Origin of the sequence: Dyadobacter endophyticus, assembly GCF_014641595.1 — a bacterium.
GTDB classification, from domain to species: Bacteria; Bacteroidota; Bacteroidia; order Cytophagales; family Spirosomataceae; genus Dyadobacter; species Dyadobacter endophyticus.
On sequence record NZ_BMIA01000001.1, the window covers coordinates 1,627,131 to 1,642,448 of the forward strand.

General features: G+C 47.9%; 12 protein-coding genes. 2 read left to right on the forward strand and 10 right to left on the reverse strand.

Going from position 1 to position 15,318, the window contains the following annotated elements; translation table 11 throughout:
- Positions 1-27: 27 nt before the first annotated feature.
- Positions 28-843 carry a 2,3,4,5-tetrahydropyridine-2,6-dicarboxylate N-succinyltransferase gene (locus IEY24_RS06650; RefSeq protein WP_188929860.1) on the reverse strand — a complete coding sequence of 272 codons (816 nt, stop codon included), beginning with the start codon at positions 841-843 and terminating at the stop codon, positions 28-30.
- Positions 844-1,228: 385 nt separating this feature from the next.
- On the opposite strand from IEY24_RS06650, the gene gap reads away from it, so the two are divergent.
- The gene (gene gap, locus IEY24_RS06655) at positions 1,229-2,242 is read left to right on the forward strand and encodes a type I glyceraldehyde-3-phosphate dehydrogenase (protein WP_188929862.1); all 1,014 of its coding nucleotides are present in this window, start codon (positions 1,229-1,231) and stop codon (positions 2,240-2,242) included.
- 67 nt (positions 2,243-2,309) lie between these two features.
- On the opposite strand, the gene trmB is transcribed toward gap, so the two are convergent.
- The 7 genes from trmB to IEY24_RS06690 all read right to left on the reverse strand — a co-directional run bounded on the left by trmB (position 2,310) and on the right by IEY24_RS06690 (position 11,560).
- A complete protein-coding gene (trmB, locus tag IEY24_RS06660) occupies positions 2,310-2,969 on the reverse strand; it encodes a tRNA (guanosine(46)-N7)-methyltransferase TrmB (RefSeq protein ID WP_188929864.1) in 660 nt (219 codons plus the stop codon).
- A gap of 14 nt (positions 2,970-2,983) precedes the next feature.
- Positions 2,984-4,285 (reverse strand): bifunctional folylpolyglutamate synthase/dihydrofolate synthase, encoded by a 1,302-nt coding sequence (locus IEY24_RS06665; protein ID WP_188929866.1) that lies wholly within the window; start codon positions 4,283-4,285, stop codon positions 2,984-2,986.
- A gap of 7 nt (positions 4,286-4,292) precedes the next feature.
- Positions 4,293-5,219 carry a hypothetical protein gene (locus tag IEY24_RS06670; RefSeq protein WP_188929868.1) on the reverse strand — a complete coding sequence of 309 codons (927 nt, stop codon included), beginning with the start codon at positions 5,217-5,219 and terminating at the stop codon, positions 4,293-4,295.
- Positions 5,220-5,325: 106 nt separating this feature from the next.
- Positions 5,326-6,393: an HU domain-containing protein gene (locus IEY24_RS06675; protein WP_188929870.1), complete on the reverse strand. Its 1,068-nt coding sequence runs from the start codon at positions 6,391-6,393 to the stop codon at positions 5,326-5,328.
- A 30-nt stretch (positions 6,394-6,423) separates the two neighbouring features.
- Positions 6,424-8,094 carry a TonB-dependent receptor gene (locus IEY24_RS06680; protein WP_188929872.1) on the reverse strand — a complete coding sequence of 557 codons (1,671 nt, stop codon included), beginning with the start codon at positions 8,092-8,094 and terminating at the stop codon, positions 6,424-6,426.
- A gap of 42 nt (positions 8,095-8,136) precedes the next feature.
- Positions 8,137-11,148: a tetratricopeptide repeat protein gene (locus IEY24_RS06685; protein ID WP_229221532.1), complete on the reverse strand. Its 3,012-nt coding sequence runs from the start codon at positions 11,146-11,148 to the stop codon at positions 8,137-8,139.
- A gap of 160 nt (positions 11,149-11,308) precedes the next feature.
- Complete coding sequence (locus IEY24_RS06690) at positions 11,309-11,560, reverse strand: hypothetical protein (protein WP_188929876.1); 252 nt, start codon at positions 11,558-11,560, stop codon at positions 11,309-11,311.
- A gap of 28 nt (positions 11,561-11,588) precedes the next feature.
- Between IEY24_RS06690 and IEY24_RS06695 the strand changes: the two genes are divergently transcribed.
- Entirely contained in the window at positions 11,589-12,623 is a 1,035-nt protein-coding gene (locus IEY24_RS06695; RefSeq protein ID WP_188929878.1) for a tetratricopeptide repeat protein, read from the forward strand.
- Positions 12,624-12,628: 5 nt separating this feature from the next.
- Here IEY24_RS06695 and menD read toward each other — a convergent pair whose 3' ends face one another.
- Entirely contained in the window at positions 12,629-14,338 is a 1,710-nt protein-coding gene (gene menD, locus IEY24_RS06700) for a 2-succinyl-5-enolpyruvyl-6-hydroxy-3-cyclohexene-1-carboxylic-acid synthase (RefSeq protein ID WP_188929880.1), read from the reverse strand.
- An 83-nt stretch (positions 14,339-14,421) separates the two neighbouring features.
- Entirely contained in the window at positions 14,422-15,285 is an 864-nt protein-coding gene (locus IEY24_RS06705) for a sigma-70 family RNA polymerase sigma factor (protein WP_015810559.1), read from the reverse strand.
- Positions 15,286-15,318 lie beyond the last annotated feature (33 nt).

The window sequence follows — 15,318 nt, forward strand, 5'->3', positions numbered from 1 at the left end:
TGTGTTATTCGGGAATTATTCGGCGAACTATACGGCTACGCTATTGTCGCGGAGGGCTTCGTTCAGGGAAGTTTTGAGATCCGTGCTTGGTTTACGCTTGCCGATGATCAGGGCGCAAGGTACGTGATAGGTGCCTGCGGCAAACTCTTTCGGCAGTGTACCGGGAATCACAACACAGTCCTCAGGTACATATCCCTTATATTCGACAGGCTCGCTACCGGTAACGTCGATGATTTTCGAGCTGCCCGTAATCGTTACTCCGGCACCCAAAACCGCTCTTTTTCCAATGCGGGCGCCTTCCACGACAATGCAACGTGAACCGATAAACGCACCGTCTTCAATAATGACGGGTGCTGCCTGAACGGGTTCGAGTACCCCTCCTATTCCTACGCCACCGCTTAGGTGAACGTTCTTTCCAATTTGCGCACAACTTCCCACTGTTGCCCAGGTATCGACCATCGTTCCTTCATCGATATAGGCACCGATGTTTACATAAGATGGCATTAGTACCACGCCTTTGGAAATATAGGCACCGTATCTGGCTACGGCCGGCGGGACTACTCTCACTCCTAGCTGCTCGTAACCCGATTTTAGTTTCATTTTATCATGGTATTCGAAAATGCCAACTTCGCTAACCTGCATCTGCTGGATTGGGAAGTAAAGAATGATCGCTTTTTTTAGCGCTTCGTTAACAATCCACCCGCCGTTAGCATCCGGTTCTGCTACGCGAAGCCGTCCTTTGTCTACCTCTTCAATTATATCGCGGATAAAGTTCTTTGCTGATTCTTCTTTCAATAATTCCCGGTTGGTCCAGTAATTTTCAATTTGGTTAGCGAAATCCATGTTAAATTTTAAAGTTAATAAAATGCATTTAAAGTGGTGTGTATCAATCTGTTATATACATTTTCGACACAAAACAGATGAGTAATCATATTTAATCAAAGAGACGAGCTCTGTAAGACCACCAATCCCCAGAACCCTACTACAATATTATAGGTTATAACAGTAACATCAAAGTAAAAACAAAACAGAATCGAGCGACGCATTACCACCATAATTAGTAAAATCAAAAAATGAAAATACTAAATTTTAGCATTTTTCTAGTAATTTACTAACTTAAATAGTAATATTTTATCTATTTACTTAGTTTCTTATATTTCTGTTCAATGCTTTTCATCCGCAGACATTTTTATTAATATTGCGGCTGAAATAACCAATCTACCTCGATATGTCAAAAGTAAAAGTCGCAATCAATGGATTTGGCCGTATCGGCCGCCTTGTTTACCGTCAAATCTATAACATGGAGGGCATCGATATCGTAGCCATCAATGATTTGACAAGTCCAAAAGTATTAGCACATCTTCTTAAATACGATACTGCACAAGGACGTTTCGACGCAGATGTTAAGCCTACCGACAATTCAATTGTGGTCAACGGCGAAAACATCGTTATTTATGCGCAACGTGACCCTGCACAAATTCCCTGGGCTCAACATGATGTTGATGTCGTTCTGGAATGTACAGGTTTCTTTACCAGTGCAGAATCTGCTGGCGCGCACATTAAGGCGGGTGCTAAAAAAGTGGTTATCTCCGCTCCTGCTACCGGTGACCTGAAAACAATCGTGTTCAATGTGAACCACGACATCCTTGACGGCACTGAAACCATCATCAGCGGTGCCTCTTGTACCACCAACTGTCTTGCTCCAATGGCGCAGGTGTTGGAAAACAAATTTGGCATCGTAAACGGCTTGATGACAACCATCCACGCCTACACCAACGACCAGAACACCCAGGATGCACCACATCCGAAAGGTGATTTGAGAAGAGCGAGAGCAGCTGCTCAAAACATCGTTCCCAACAGCACAGGTGCTGCAAAAGCAATCGGCCTGGTATTGCCTTCTTTGAAAGGTAAATTGGACGGTTCTGCTCAGCGTGTTCCTACGCTAACAGGTTCGTTGACCGAATTGACAGTTGTTTTGGGCCGCGAAACCACTGTGGAAGAAATCAATGCTGAAATGAAAGCTGCTGCTAACGAAAGCTACGGCTACACAGAAGACGAAATCGTGAGCAGCGATATCATCGGTATCAGCTACGGTTCATTGTTCGACGCTACGCAGACTCGCGTTCAAAAAGTAGGTGACGTTCAGCTTGTTAGAACCGTTTCATGGTATGATAACGAAATGTCATACGTGTCTCAGCTCGTGAGAACCGTTTACTACTTCGCTGGTTTGATCCAGAAGTAACAGGCATTTAATACGAAAAGGCCCGTTCCGGCAAAAGCTGGAACGGGCCTTTTCTTTGCAATAGGGTCTAGGCCAATTGCGCTTTAATGTATTTGATGGTGTAGCCTTTGGCGGTGAAAATGGCTTCGTAATGAGTACGCACACCGTGGTGCTCGTCCAGCAAATGCGACTGGTACAAATCGTCGGTATGCTCTATGATTTTAAAATTCGACGCCTCTTCGATGGTCTGTAAAGTGTATTCGTAAAGGAACGTGCTGTCTGTTTTAAGAAAAAACATGCCTCCTTCCTTTAAAAATGCAGCATATTTAGCTAAAAACTCGGGGTTAGTAAGCCGGTACTTCTCATTGCGGTCGCGCACTTGCGGATCGGGATGAATAAGCCAGATCTCGCTTAATTCCCCATTGTCAAAAAACTCGTGCGAATATTGGATACCTGCGCGGAGGAAAGCTACATTGGATAAATTATGCTCGGAGGCCAACGCACTGCCACGCGCAATTCGGTCGCCTTTGATATCGACGCCAATAAAATTCTTTTCAGGAAATTTCCGGCCAAGTCCGACCGTATATTCACCTTTCCCGCAGGCCAGTTCCACCACAATCGGGCCTTCATTATTAAAATATAGCTTGTTCCAGTTGCCTTTTACTTCTGAATAAAGCGATTTTCCTGCCTGAACTACATTTTCTGCCTGCTCACTAAACCTGTAATGATCTAATTTTCTTCTTGCCATTATACTTTAATACGCTATAAACTTTCAATATCTGCGACTACAAAGGTACTACCGCCAACGTAAATTGCGTCCTCAGGACCAGAATCCTTAATGGCCGCTGCCAGCGCTTCGTTTACGTTTCCGAAGGTTTTGCCTACCAAACCGTGTTCAAGCGCCCTAGATTGCAATTCTTGGGCTTTTAACGCCCTCATATTGGATGGTTGGCAAAAGTAATACTGCGCATCTTGCGGAAACAACGACAGCATCGTTGAAATATCCTTATCACCGACAAAACCGACGACAAACCGCTTCCTTCCTCTGCAAACCGTCTCGAACTGTGCCAGGGTTATCGTGAGACCAGCCGTGTTATGGGCCGTATCACAATACACGTCGGGATTTTGGCGTAACTGCTGCCATCGTCCTTTCAGCCCTGTGATCGCGCTTACCGACTTTAACGCACTTCTTATCGAATCATCGGTTATTTTCCAGCCTTTTAATGCAAGTACATCGCAGGCCGCCCAAACGCCGGCTATGTTTTTTAACTGGTAAGCTCCTGTGAGATCGGCCGCCAGCCTTCCTGAAACGATCGCTCCCGAAGCCTTGTCCCTCACATCGACGAGCATTTGACCGTCTAGCAATGCCACAAAGTCTACTTCGATCACCTCAGAGGCAAAAATCAGAGGGGCATCGGCAGCCGCGGCGGCGGCATTAATCACATTGGAGATCTCGTCATTCTGATACTCACTTACGACTACCGGAATACCACTTTTGATAATCCCGGCCTTTTCACCCGCGATTTTGCCGAGCGTGTCGCCCAAAAACTGCATATGATCAAAACTGATGTTGGTAATGACCGACAGCTCCGGCGTAATGATGTTAGTCGAATCCAGCCTGCCGCCCATGCCCACCTCGATCACCGCTACATCCACGTTAGCCTTCTCAAAGTAGGAAAATGCCATCGCTACGGTGACTTCGAAGAACGATGGCGACAATCTATCGATGTTAGATTTTTGATCATCGACAAACTGAATAATGAATTCTTCGGGTACACAAGCTCCATTTACACGAATGCGCTCACGAAAATCCTTCAAATGAGGCGAAGTATATAGTCCAACCCGGTATCCCGACTCTTGCAGTACCGCTGCCAGCATGTGCGAGGTACTTCCCTTTCCGTTGGTACCCGCAATGTGGATGGTGGGATATTTGTCCTGGGGATCGCCCAGAGATTTACATAATTCCCGGGTAGTATGAAGGCCCGGCTTGAAAGCACGGGCCCCGATATTCTGAAAAACCGGTAATCTTTCGTAGAGATACCCGATCGTTTCCTGATATGTCATTTAAATATTAACGTGAACGTATTTTAAAAGTGATGGTACCGATCGACTCGTCCGGTACATTGGCCGACTTGGGCACGAAAGTGAGGTCTCTGACGGCACTTTTGTATTTGTTGACTACGGCATAGTCGGTAACAGTCGTTGCCTGGGTGATCACACTTTTCACGCGGCCGTTTCTGTCGACAGTAATTTTGAATGTAATATCGCCCGTCGCGTCTGAATTATCATCTACAACAGGCCTTCTCGACCAGCTCCATCCCGACAGGTTAAGCCCCACATTGGTTCCTCCGCCGCCGCCTTCCCCTTTGTAGGTTTTGGCAAAAAGGCTGCCGGTTTTAGATCCTTTGTCGCCTACTCCTTCCGCATCGTCGCCGTTATTGTTACCGCCAATGCCTGTTTTGGTACCGTTTGTACCGTTGCTCCCCGATTTGCTACCGGATGATTTGCTGAACAATGCGTCCTTATTAACCGCCTTTTCAGGCGCTGGCTTCACCACCGGTGCCGAAGCATTTTCGCTTCCTGTCGATTTTTTAACGTCAGTCTTCTCAGGCGCCTCCACCGGGCTCTCTACCTTAGAAGTGATGGCAGGCTTCTCAGCGACGGTTTTTGTGGGCTTTGGCGACTCTATTTTAGGCGGTGTGGGAGGCGTCGGTTTCGGTGTCGCTACCGATTTCACTTTCTTCACCTCGTCAGCATCCGCTTTCATGTTTTCCGCGACCTTGCTGTCGTTCGGCTTGTTATAGGTCTGAACATCCCCTTTTCCCACTTTGCTGGTCCCGTAGTTCACTTCCACGAACAATTCCATAGGTTCCACTTTTGGAATGGAGGAGCTGAGCCGGATGAAGAAGAATAGGACCAGCATAGCAGCAGTGATCCCAAAGGACCATGCCCATGATATTGCGATTCGCTGCCGGTCTTCTGCCTGTAATGTGATCATTTTATCAAAATGGGTTTTTCTTTCGGAAAACGTAAAAGTAGTAAAAAACGTATGCAACAAAAAAGGAGGCCAAAGACCTCCTTTCTCTATTTTCAGGTTTAAAACCTCATTTTTTCTTATAAACCCAGCCCGGTTCCCCGATAACCGCTTTGAGTTGTGCGGATGCGCGGTATGCATCGGTTTCATTGTCAAATCCATCCACGGCTACCTTCACTTTCTTGCTGCGCTCGTCGCTCGGGATAATCAATGCTTTTGTAAATCCTTTTTTCGTCAGTTCAGCAAGCAAAACATTTGCCTGTTTCGTTCCCTTGAATGCACCGGCTATTACGTAAAACTTCGCGGAAGCCACATTCGCAGGTTTTGCCTCTGCGACCGCGGGAGTCGGTGCGGGGGTAGTCACCACCGTTTCAGGGGTATTTGAAACTGCTGAATCCGCCGGCATCGAATCTACTTTTGCAACAACCACTTCGGCAACCGGTGCCGGCTTAGGTGTTTCAACCTGCTCGCTGGCTACCACCGTTGTTCCGGCAGCCTCTTTCCGGCTGAACATCTCCGCAAACGGGTTTAATGTGCTTTTGATATATTCGTTCTCGGTATTTACCAGGAAAAAGCTCAATCCACAAAGCAGACCGGCTATTACTGCCGCGGCAGCCCAGCCCGTCCAGCGACGCGGCCTTGCTTCTGCTTCCAGTTCAACCAATTCGACGTCGTCGCTGATGTATTGTGCCGAATTCAATACGGCTACCGGGCGCGCCTGTACCTCAGCAGCTTTCACCTTCTCGAAGCCGTACCATTCGTCTTTAAAGTACTTACCAGTATTAGGTTCAAATACCAGCTTTCCTTCTACGTTTTGCTTGAATTCGCCAATGCCGGTAATGCTCGCCTCTCCGTTTACGTCCAGGCCCGATCTCAGACGATCCGTATAGCCTTTGATGTAATCCACCGCATCCGCGTGGGTCACTTTCTCATGGCGCGAAATGTAGTTTGCCAGCAGCCCGTCGTCCAGTTTCAGGTACTCATTAAATGCCAGCCTCTTGACAGGCGGTGCGAAAATGCCCGAATTACCGTCATAAACCGCCGGTACCTGATGCGAAAGCAAGGCACCGAAGCCGGGAATGATCACGAATTCGTATTCTCCAATGAGTTTCCGAATGACTGTTTCGACTGCTATCATGAAGCAAAGTTTGGTGTTAACTCAGCGAAGTTAAAAAGAAAATGACAATCCCGCAATAAAGTTCAGCCCCTGCTGCGGGTAGTATTGATATCGCTGGTAGTTTTTGCCTAACACATTGTTCAGGTTCACAAATGCAGAGAAGTTCCTGGTTAACAGGTAGTCGATTTTAAGATTCAGATCGGCGATCACCGGCAATTTGGTAACCTCGCCAGTCTGAAAATTTTTCGCTTTCAGGCCCCTCAGCATATAAAAATCAGCAGTAACAAAGAGCTTTTTACTGATGGTAAGGGCATTGAACCAGTTCAAAGTAAGATCGGGACGGTGCCAGGGCTCTTCTACTTTATCTACGGCGTAATCAAAGAAATTGGCTTTGAGCGAGGTCTTGAACAACTCGTTGAAATTGTATCCCGCCTGAGCAGAAATCGTCAGCACCTTTGTTTTGCCCGGGTCGAAAATGGCCGAGAAACGGGACGTATCCGAGAGCGAGTTGTTATAGGAATAAAAATTCTTGTAAGAGGTATAGGCCACTTTACCTTCGTAATTAATGCCTGTACCCGTCTCTCCTTTAACACCTGCGCTAATATCCGACGTTTTTTCGGTATTCATGACTAGCACGTTCGGCCCCAGCCACTGGTTTTCACTCAGCATACTTCTCAATGTGTTCCGGACAATATCGCCATTCCAGCCAGCAAAAATGTGGACGCCTGAAAACGGTGTCACATCCAGGTTAACCGCCGGAAATGCTTTCGTCCGGTTGATATCTAGCTGGCTATCTGTCTCATTCACCGCATTAATACCCGCCGAAACCGAGAACATCTCGTTCACATACTTGAAAGTAGGTTTAACACGGAAAAGGTTACGGTTATAAGTAAAGTAATCGACGCGCTGCGATACGTAGGCATCTGCTTCGAGCAAGGCAAAGAACGTCTCAGAAATGGGTACCGAGGCGGTCAGGTTCGTTCCCCAGTCGATTTCAGACGCATTGTAGCGGTCTTTCAAAGTGTTCAATCCAGTTTTCACCGAGTAATCCACTAATACAGAAGCATCAGTGTTCTCGAATCCGAGGTTAAACCCAAATTGGTTGATCGTTTGCCGGATCGTATCGCGGTTCACAACAACGCCTTCGGGCTGGGGCTTGTAGCCGTAGAAATAATAGTTTTTACGATCAAAATTAAAGCCTGCATCGACTTTATACTTCGAGCGGATATATTTCCCGCCGATTTTGAAACTCGTGGCTGCATTGGCTGAATTTTTACCATCCACCGGGCCGTTGGCCGCCGAGAGGTGTTTCAGCTGCGTTGTAAATGCAAGGTCTTCCTTCGGCCTTCCTCCAACAAATATCTCGCCCAAAAACCGCCCGTAATTACCGCCACCTGCTTTTACATAATTGTTCAGCACATCGGGCTCGTCCTTGCGGCTTTGCTCGTCAGAGGAGGCCGGCACGGCCGGGGTTAGTTTCGGGGAGGCAATATTGATTTCCGGGTCGACGATCTGGTACGAAACTTTCTTCTTACCCGTTTCGCCTTTCACAGGCTGCACTTTGTCGAAAACCCGGTCGGCCGGGGCAAATTCAATGCTTTTGTCCTTTAAGATTTCGTAAGTCTGGCTTTCAATCTCTCCCCGCTGTGCGATCGCGAACTGGGACGAGAAGCCCAGCGCCAGCAAAAACAATGAGGAACGTAATATCTTGGAATGCGTCATGGATAACGAGTTTTTCTGTTTAATGAAACCGTAATTCACGGGTTATTTTTCAATTTTGTTCAACTTCTCCTTCGCCAGTTCAACCGCTTCCTTGTCATCGGAATTCTCGATAATGGAGTTAAGCGTGGCTTTCGCCTGAACCTTCTCGTTCATGCCCAGGTACACATCCGCAAGCAGAATGAACGAGCGCGCACGCCAGAAGTCGTACCCTTCGAAATTTTTCCCCATATCAATAATGGCAGTTTCCGCTTCCTTGTATTTCTTCTCTTTGTAAAGGACCATCGCCGACCAATATGCCGCTTCCGCACCATATTCATCTTTGGAAGAAGTCGATACTTTCCTGAATTCCTCGCCGGCCTTTTTCAAATCGCCCTTCTCGTAGGGTACTTTTCCGAGGTAGAGCTGCGCCTTGCCCAGGCTCGCCGGAACGATATTGCCCATGCTGATGATCTCCTTCGCATAATACAGCGTCGAGTCGTAGCTCTTCAATGTGAAGTAGGTATCCATCAGGCCTGTCCACGCAGTAGCCTGATCCTTCTTGTTTTCCGCATTGCGGGAAAGCACCCGGAAACTCGTTACCGCGTTATTAAAGTTGCCGCGACCGATTTCCAATTCCGCCGAACGTTGCGCTGCTGCACCTACAAACTGCGAACGGTTTTGTTGAACCACTTTACTGTAATATTGAAGCGCTTCATTCACCCGGTTTGTCTTATCATAGGACGATGCAATGAAGTAGGTCGCGTCATACTGATGTTTGCTGGCCGGATAGCTTTGCAGAAACGCCTGCAATGCAGTAATCGCATTCTCGTACTTCTCCGCATAATACAAGTTCCGCACGTTATCAAATTCAACGCCTTCCAGTTTATCGTTGCCCGGATTGTTTTTACGGACAACACCCAGCACCTGGTTAAACTCTTCCGGACGTCCTACCGCAGAATAACTCTCCTGGATACCTTCCAAAGCACTTTCTGCCGATGGAGAATCGGCGTATTCCGTCAGGATCTTGCGAAAATCGACGATCGCCTGCTCATACACCTGCAAGTTGTAGTACGACTGCGCCCGACGAAGCAAAGCGGCCGGGATCAGCGTGCTCTTCGGCTTTTCGTTGACCAGCCGGGTAAAACCCTTCACAGCGGCCGAATAGCTCTGATTTTGGAAATCGATGTCCGCGAGCTGGAAATATGCATTGTCCAGATGCTTGGATTGCGGGTACTGGCTGATCAGTAACTCGAATTGCCGCTTAGCTTCGGCCTCGCGGTTCATGTATACGTACGCGCGAGCCTTTTGGAAGAGCGCGTAATCTTTATCGACTTTGCCTTTCGCAGCAACTTGCTCATAAGTGCGGATCGCCTCGTTGTAATTCTTGGCAGCCAGGTAACAGTCGGCCAGCCTCGCGTGCGCGTCTTCGATCATGTCAGCCTCCATTCCTTCGATATTGTTGGTGAAATCTCGGAAGTACGGCAGCGCCTGGCTGTATTTCTTTTGGTTATAATAAATGTATCCCAAAGCATACAGGCTCTTTCTGGCATAAATACCTGCTTTGGGATTCTTGGCAATCTGGTTGTATAACGCAGCGGCTTCGTCCACACGCTTCAAACCGTAAACCGATTCCGCTTTATAGAATGATGCCGAATTGAAAAGCTCTACATCGATCGGGTATTTCAGTGACTTCTCGAACATTTCAATGGCCTGCTCGAAGCGGCCCGCATTAAAATCCGTCACGCCCTGGTTGTATGTCAGCCGCTGATACGTACTATTTAATTTAGCATTGCGCGTTTTCAGCCCCTCAATGTACTTTATGGCTTGCGAACTGTTGCTAGCGCTGGCATATCCTTCGGCCACTAACTCGGTGGCTTCTTCCGTATGCTTGCTCTCAGGGTACTTCGTCATGTAATTACTGAGCTCTTTCACCGCATCGGCGTTATTGCCCATTTCCAGCTGCACTTTCGCATGGTTGTAAGTAGCTTCTTCCTTCACCACCTGGTTGAAGTCCAATGACGCCGCATTACCGAATGACGTTAAAGCATTACTTAAATTAGTCGTCTTTAAGTTGCTGATTCCCAGTATATATGAAGCATACTGCGAAACAGAATCTTTGCCGTTTCCAATTGGCTTTAATGAGGCAATTGCCCCTTCAAAATTATTGTTGCGGAACTGCGCATGCCCGTAGTGTAAAGCAACCGATGGAGGCATCGCGCCGGGCTTCATACGCTTGTAGCGCTCGTATGACTTCACTGCATTAGCATAGTCTCCTTTCTCATAATACACCTCCGCGACGTACAAGGCCACATCATCCAGCTTCGTATTACCGCGCTGTGCGCCTAAGATGCGTTCGCCATATGCCAGGAGCTCGTCAAATTTTTTGAGTTGGTAGAGCGAAGAAATGATCCAGTTTGGTGCCTCATTCTTATAATAAGGATGCTCCTCGATCCGCTTGAAATCCTGGTAAGCTTCCTCGAAGTTATTTTTCTGATAGTTGATCACACCAGCATAAAAAGAGGCGTCGCCCGCATTCTCGAATCCCGCTTCACTTTTCACCTGATTGAACAACGGGAGTGCAAGATCCGGCTGCTTCGTATTATAATATGCCATCGCAAGCCGGTAGGTGCTTTCCAGCCTCCCCGCTCCTGCCCCCGGCAGATCTACCGCCTTTTCCAGATATGTAATGGCCTTTTCGTAGTTACCGCTTTCATAATAGTATTTACCCAAATCGCTGTAAATAAGCTGCGCTTTGGGGTGTTCCGCGTGGTTCTTAACAAACCTGTCGACTTGCACCTCGGCCTCTGGGTAATTGAGGTATAGCCCCGTCACAGCCACATAATACTCGGCTGTAACCTTATTATAGTCGCTCGTGCTGAGCAACTTATCCTGCGAATTCAGGAACTCGCCGAATTCCTGCCTTGCAGCCACGTAGTTGGACTTTGCGTAATATTCGAGGCCGTTGCGAAAGTGTGCTTCCGGCTCCGTAATACTAAGCGTATTCTGGGCTACTACGGAAGACGCGCCTACACATACAAACATGCCGATGGTGGAGGCGCTACGTTTAAAAACCATAGATACTGAGTTGGTGGAGTTTTGAATTAAGTTGTTGTGGTGTGCCATATCCTGACAAAAGAATATTTTGGTCCTCACTTACCGCTTAAAATTGTTTGCTATCTAACGAAAAGCGTACTAAAACCGTATACGTCCGCTAATCAGAAATAGGCGTAATGGGCTAAAAAAGCACATTATGGCGTATCAGCGAGCCGTTAAAATCCCCGTGCATCGCATCGAACCGCGATGCTACCGCATTGGTGAAGTCTTCGTCCATGCAAACTTCGAGCTCGTCCGTGGAAGCAACTTCGTAATCATCGATTTTGTAAGTTTGCTCATACATACCCGACTCTATTCTGATGATGTACTTACTGTTCCATTGATAAAGACCGATTTTGAAGCGAGGGTTAGGGATGTCTTTAATGTAGCGCATAACTGGTGTTCTTACTATTACTAATCATATGTTATTCAAATTCAATACGTTAATCCGGCTATTTTTTTTAGTACTAATCCTATTCAACTGCACAAGTCAGAGTAAAAAGGATGCTGCCGATTTTTTTCTGAAAGGCAACCAGGCTCTTAGTCAAAAGAACTATGCCGAGGCAATAAGGCTATATGACGAAGCGATTGCCAAAAATGCAGATTTTTCGGACGCCTATCTCAACAAGGGGATAACTTTGTTGAAATTGGGGCGCGGTGAAGATGCCTACGAGATTTTGACAGAAGCGATCCGCATTGACCCTACTTTGACACAAGCAAATCTCGTGCGGTCGGAAGCAGCACTGGATTTGGGCAGGTTGAGAGAGGCTCGGGAAGATTTGGCGCAAATTGAAAAGCAATATCAGGACTCCACTCGTTTCCATCTTGCGAAAGGGAACCTCCACGACGCAGAAGGGAACCCCTCCCTTGCCATTCCGGAATATGATGCCGCGCTCCGGTTGAACAAAACAAACGTGGAGGCGTACGTAAACCGCGGCGCCGTGTATTACCGGATGGGATCCTATTCGGAAGCCAGGTTAGATTTTGAGAGCGCAATAACCCTCGATCCCGCACAACCGCAGGCGCTGAATAACCTGGGACTCATCGCTTCAAAAAACAGGCAATGGCCACAAGCCATCACATACTTCGACCAGGTGCTGAGCCGTGACCCTGCCGAACCCTATTCGCTCAACAACAAGGCGTATGCATTGCTTCAAACCGGAAAAGCGGACGAAGCCCGCGGGCTCATCGAAAGATCACTGGACAAATTGCCGAAAAACGGCTACGCGCTGCGCAACCTGGGCATCTATTATCAGCAGAAAGGGAATACCGCAGAAGCGCTGAAAGCATTCAGCAGGGCCATCGAAATTGCCCAGCCTGTGGAATCGCTCTATGGATTGACCGGGCAGGCTTATATGGCGGAAAAAAACCTTGCAGAAGCGTGTAAAATTTGGAAGCAGGGAGTCGTGCTGAAAGACTCCCTGGCAACGGCCGAAGCGGCCAAATACTGCCGGTAGGATCGCTAATGCAGGGCGCGTTTGAGCTCCCGCCAAGCCCTTGTATTTTCGACGGGATCGGTAAAACCTTCGAGTAGGGCGATCCCGTCGAAATCCAGAAAATTCTGAATAACGATATCAATTCCTTCCTTGCCGGAAACTCCGAAATATGCAATTCCAGAATCCTCGCACGTACGCTGCGCGGAGAATGAATGCCTGGTCTCAAAAAATGTTTCCAGCTCCGGTAAGCTTCCCGGGCCGTCGATCATCCGGAATATGTTCCCACCCGAATTGTTCAGCACAACGATTTTCAGGTTCCGGGGCAGATCGTCGATCAGCAAGCCGTTCCGGTCGTAAAGGAAAGCTACGTCGCCTACGATCAGCAGTGTCGGCCTACCGGTCACGCGTGCCGCGCCTATCGCCGTGCTTACACAGCCATCGATCCCGCTCGTTCCCCTATTCGCGAATACCCCCGACCATTCGTTTTCAGTGGCAAGCAAATTAGCATAGCGCACAGACATACTGTTGGCTATATGTAACTGATACTGGTTTTTAATATATTTAAATATTATATCTAACAGAGATAGATCACTGAACATTGTTAGGTTTTTCGCGATTTCATGCTTCTTCTGCCGCGCATTTCGCTCGTTTTGCAGCCATAACGTATGAAATGCGGTGTCGTGCCCCAAGTCTGAATTCTCGACAAAGGACTGGTAATCAAGTTTTTCGAATAGCTTTTCGAAAAATGATGCCGCTTTTCCCGGAATATCCCTGGTTACCGACTGGAACGGGTCGGCTAGAAACGCGTCTTCGCCCAGGTGCCAATGGTATTTAGGGGGATTTTTACGAATGAATAGCTTGAATTCCTTCGAAAGGAACGACATTCCGAATGTAATCAGCAGATCTGGCCGGAGATTCTCAACGCCTTTTGTTCCTAAAAACAAGTCATGATGACGTATGAATTCCCTGCCCGACAAGTTGGCAATGCAGTCGCCCAAGACGGGAATCTGCCACTCTTCGTTAATGCGGGTCAATACGGTATTCAATGCGCTGTCGGGCTTGCCCTGTCCGCCTGCAATGAGGATATTGGATGCGTTCTCCCATTCATCAAGCAATTCTTCCCAGACCGTTTGCGGCCATACTGCCTCGTTTTCCTGCCTTTTAATAACCCTAACCTGATCCGAAGGCCTGAAATCCTCGCCGGAAGACGGGTAAAACGGCTCACGGATCGGCACATTGATGTGCACCGGGCCATTTGGAGCAATCGAAGCCAGATTAACCGCCTCATTGGTGACCCGGTTAATCGCCCATTGCACGTCCGGGTGCTGATAATCGGGCGAAATCTCAAAGGAGCGCTTTACATGCTGACCGAAAATGCCTGTTTGATAGATCGTTTGGCCATCATATTGGTGCTGCCACTCCTTAGGCCTGTCGGCCGTGAGAACCAGCAGCGGAATCTGCTGGAAAAATGCCTCAGAAACGGCCGGAGCGAAGTTGTAGGCCGCACTACCCGAGGTGCATATCAAAACCACGGGAGAATCGATTTGCTGGGCTATCCCGAGGGCAATAAAGCCCGCCGAACGTTCGTCGATGCAGACATGAGGCTGAAAGCCGCCGTGACGCGCAAATGCGAGCGTCAATGCTGCGCTGCGGGAGCCAGGAGAAATTACGACGTGGCGAATCCCCTGCTGGAAGCAGATTTCGGCCATGTCGATCAAAGGTTGTAAAATAGCCATGGAAAACTTCCTTGTCTGAAAATGAAAATAGCCTCCCGAAAGAGGCTATTAAAGTAATTAGAAGGTTTGCATTTCGAGATGCATTAACCCAAATAGGTTTTCAAAGCTTTGCTTCTGGAAACGTGACGCAATCTGCGGATCGCTTTTTCTTTGATCTGGCGTACGCGTTCACGTGTGAGGTTGAACTTCTCCCCGATCTCCTCCAAAGTCATCGCATGCTCGCCATTCAGCCCGAAATACAAGGCAATTACGTCTGCTTCGCGTTGCGTAAGCGTGCACAATGCGCGCTGCACCTCTTTCCGAAGCGATTCGTTCACCAGTCCCGAATCCGGTTTGTCTTCCAGGTCGTTTTCAAGCACGTCCAAAAGGCTGTTTTCTTCGCCTTGTACGAATGGAGCGTCCATGGATACGTGGCGACCGGAAATCTTCATGGTATCAACTACCTCCGATGAAGAAATTTCCAGTACTTCCGCCAATTCTTCCGGTGACGGTTCACGTTCGAAACGTTGTTCCAGTTCCGAGAAAGTCTTTGAAATTTTGTTCAAAGAACCTACACGGTTGAGGGGTAAACGTACGATACGCGACTGCTCTGCCAATGCTTGCAGGATCGATTGACGGATCCACCAAACTGCGTATGAAATGAATTTAAAACCTCTTGTTTCGTCGAAACGCTGTGCTGCTTTGATCAGACCGAGGTTCCCCTCGTTGATCAGGTCACCCAACGATAAGCCTTGATTTTGATATTGCTTTGCAACTGACACCACGAAGCGCAGGTTCGCTTTGGTCAAACGTTCCAAAGCCAACTGGTCTCCATCCCTGATTTTCTGAGCTAACGTCACCTCCTCATCCGGCGTTAGCAAATCCACCTTACCGATCTCCTGCAAATATTTATCTAATGACTGACTTTCACGGTTGGTAATTTGCTTACTGATCTTTAGCTGTCTCATCTATGTCTTTATTAAGTATGTTATATAACGACG

Bases quoted from the DNA above. Each gene is read 5' to 3' on its own strand.
- IEY24_RS06650 (WP_188929860.1), bottom strand. From the start codon at position 843: ATGGATTTCGCTAACCAAATTGAAAATTACTGGACCAACCGGGAATTA.
- gap (WP_188929862.1), top strand. From the start codon at position 1,229: ATGTCAAAAGTAAAAGTCGCAATCAATGGATTTGGCCGTATCGGCCGC.
- trmB (WP_188929864.1), bottom strand. From the start codon at position 2,969: ATGGCAAGAAGAAAATTAGATCATTACAGGTTTAGTGAGCAGGCAGAA.
- IEY24_RS06665 (WP_188929866.1), bottom strand. From the start codon at position 4,285: ATGACATATCAGGAAACGATCGGGTATCTCTACGAAAGATTACCGGTT.
- IEY24_RS06670 (WP_188929868.1), bottom strand. From the start codon at position 5,219: ATGATCACATTACAGGCAGAAGACCGGCAGCGAATCGCAATATCATGG.
- IEY24_RS06675 (WP_188929870.1), bottom strand. From the start codon at position 6,393: ATGATAGCAGTCGAAACAGTCATTCGGAAACTCATTGGAGAATACGAA.
- IEY24_RS06680 (WP_188929872.1), bottom strand. From the start codon at position 8,094: ATGACGCATTCCAAGATATTACGTTCCTCATTGTTTTTGCTGGCGCTG.
- IEY24_RS06685 (WP_229221532.1), bottom strand. From the start codon at position 11,148: ATGGTTTTTAAACGTAGCGCCTCCACCATCGGCATGTTTGTATGTGTA.
- IEY24_RS06690 (WP_188929876.1), bottom strand. From the start codon at position 11,560: ATGCGCTACATTAAAGACATCCCTAACCCTCGCTTCAAAATCGGTCTT.
- IEY24_RS06695 (WP_188929878.1), top strand. From the start codon at position 11,589: ATGTTATTCAAATTCAATACGTTAATCCGGCTATTTTTTTTAGTACTA.
- menD (WP_188929880.1), bottom strand. From the start codon at position 14,338: ATGGCTATTTTACAACCTTTGATCGACATGGCCGAAATCTGCTTCCAG.
- IEY24_RS06705 (WP_015810559.1), bottom strand. From the start codon at position 15,285: ATGAGACAGCTAAAGATCAGTAAGCAAATTACCAACCGTGAAAGTCAG.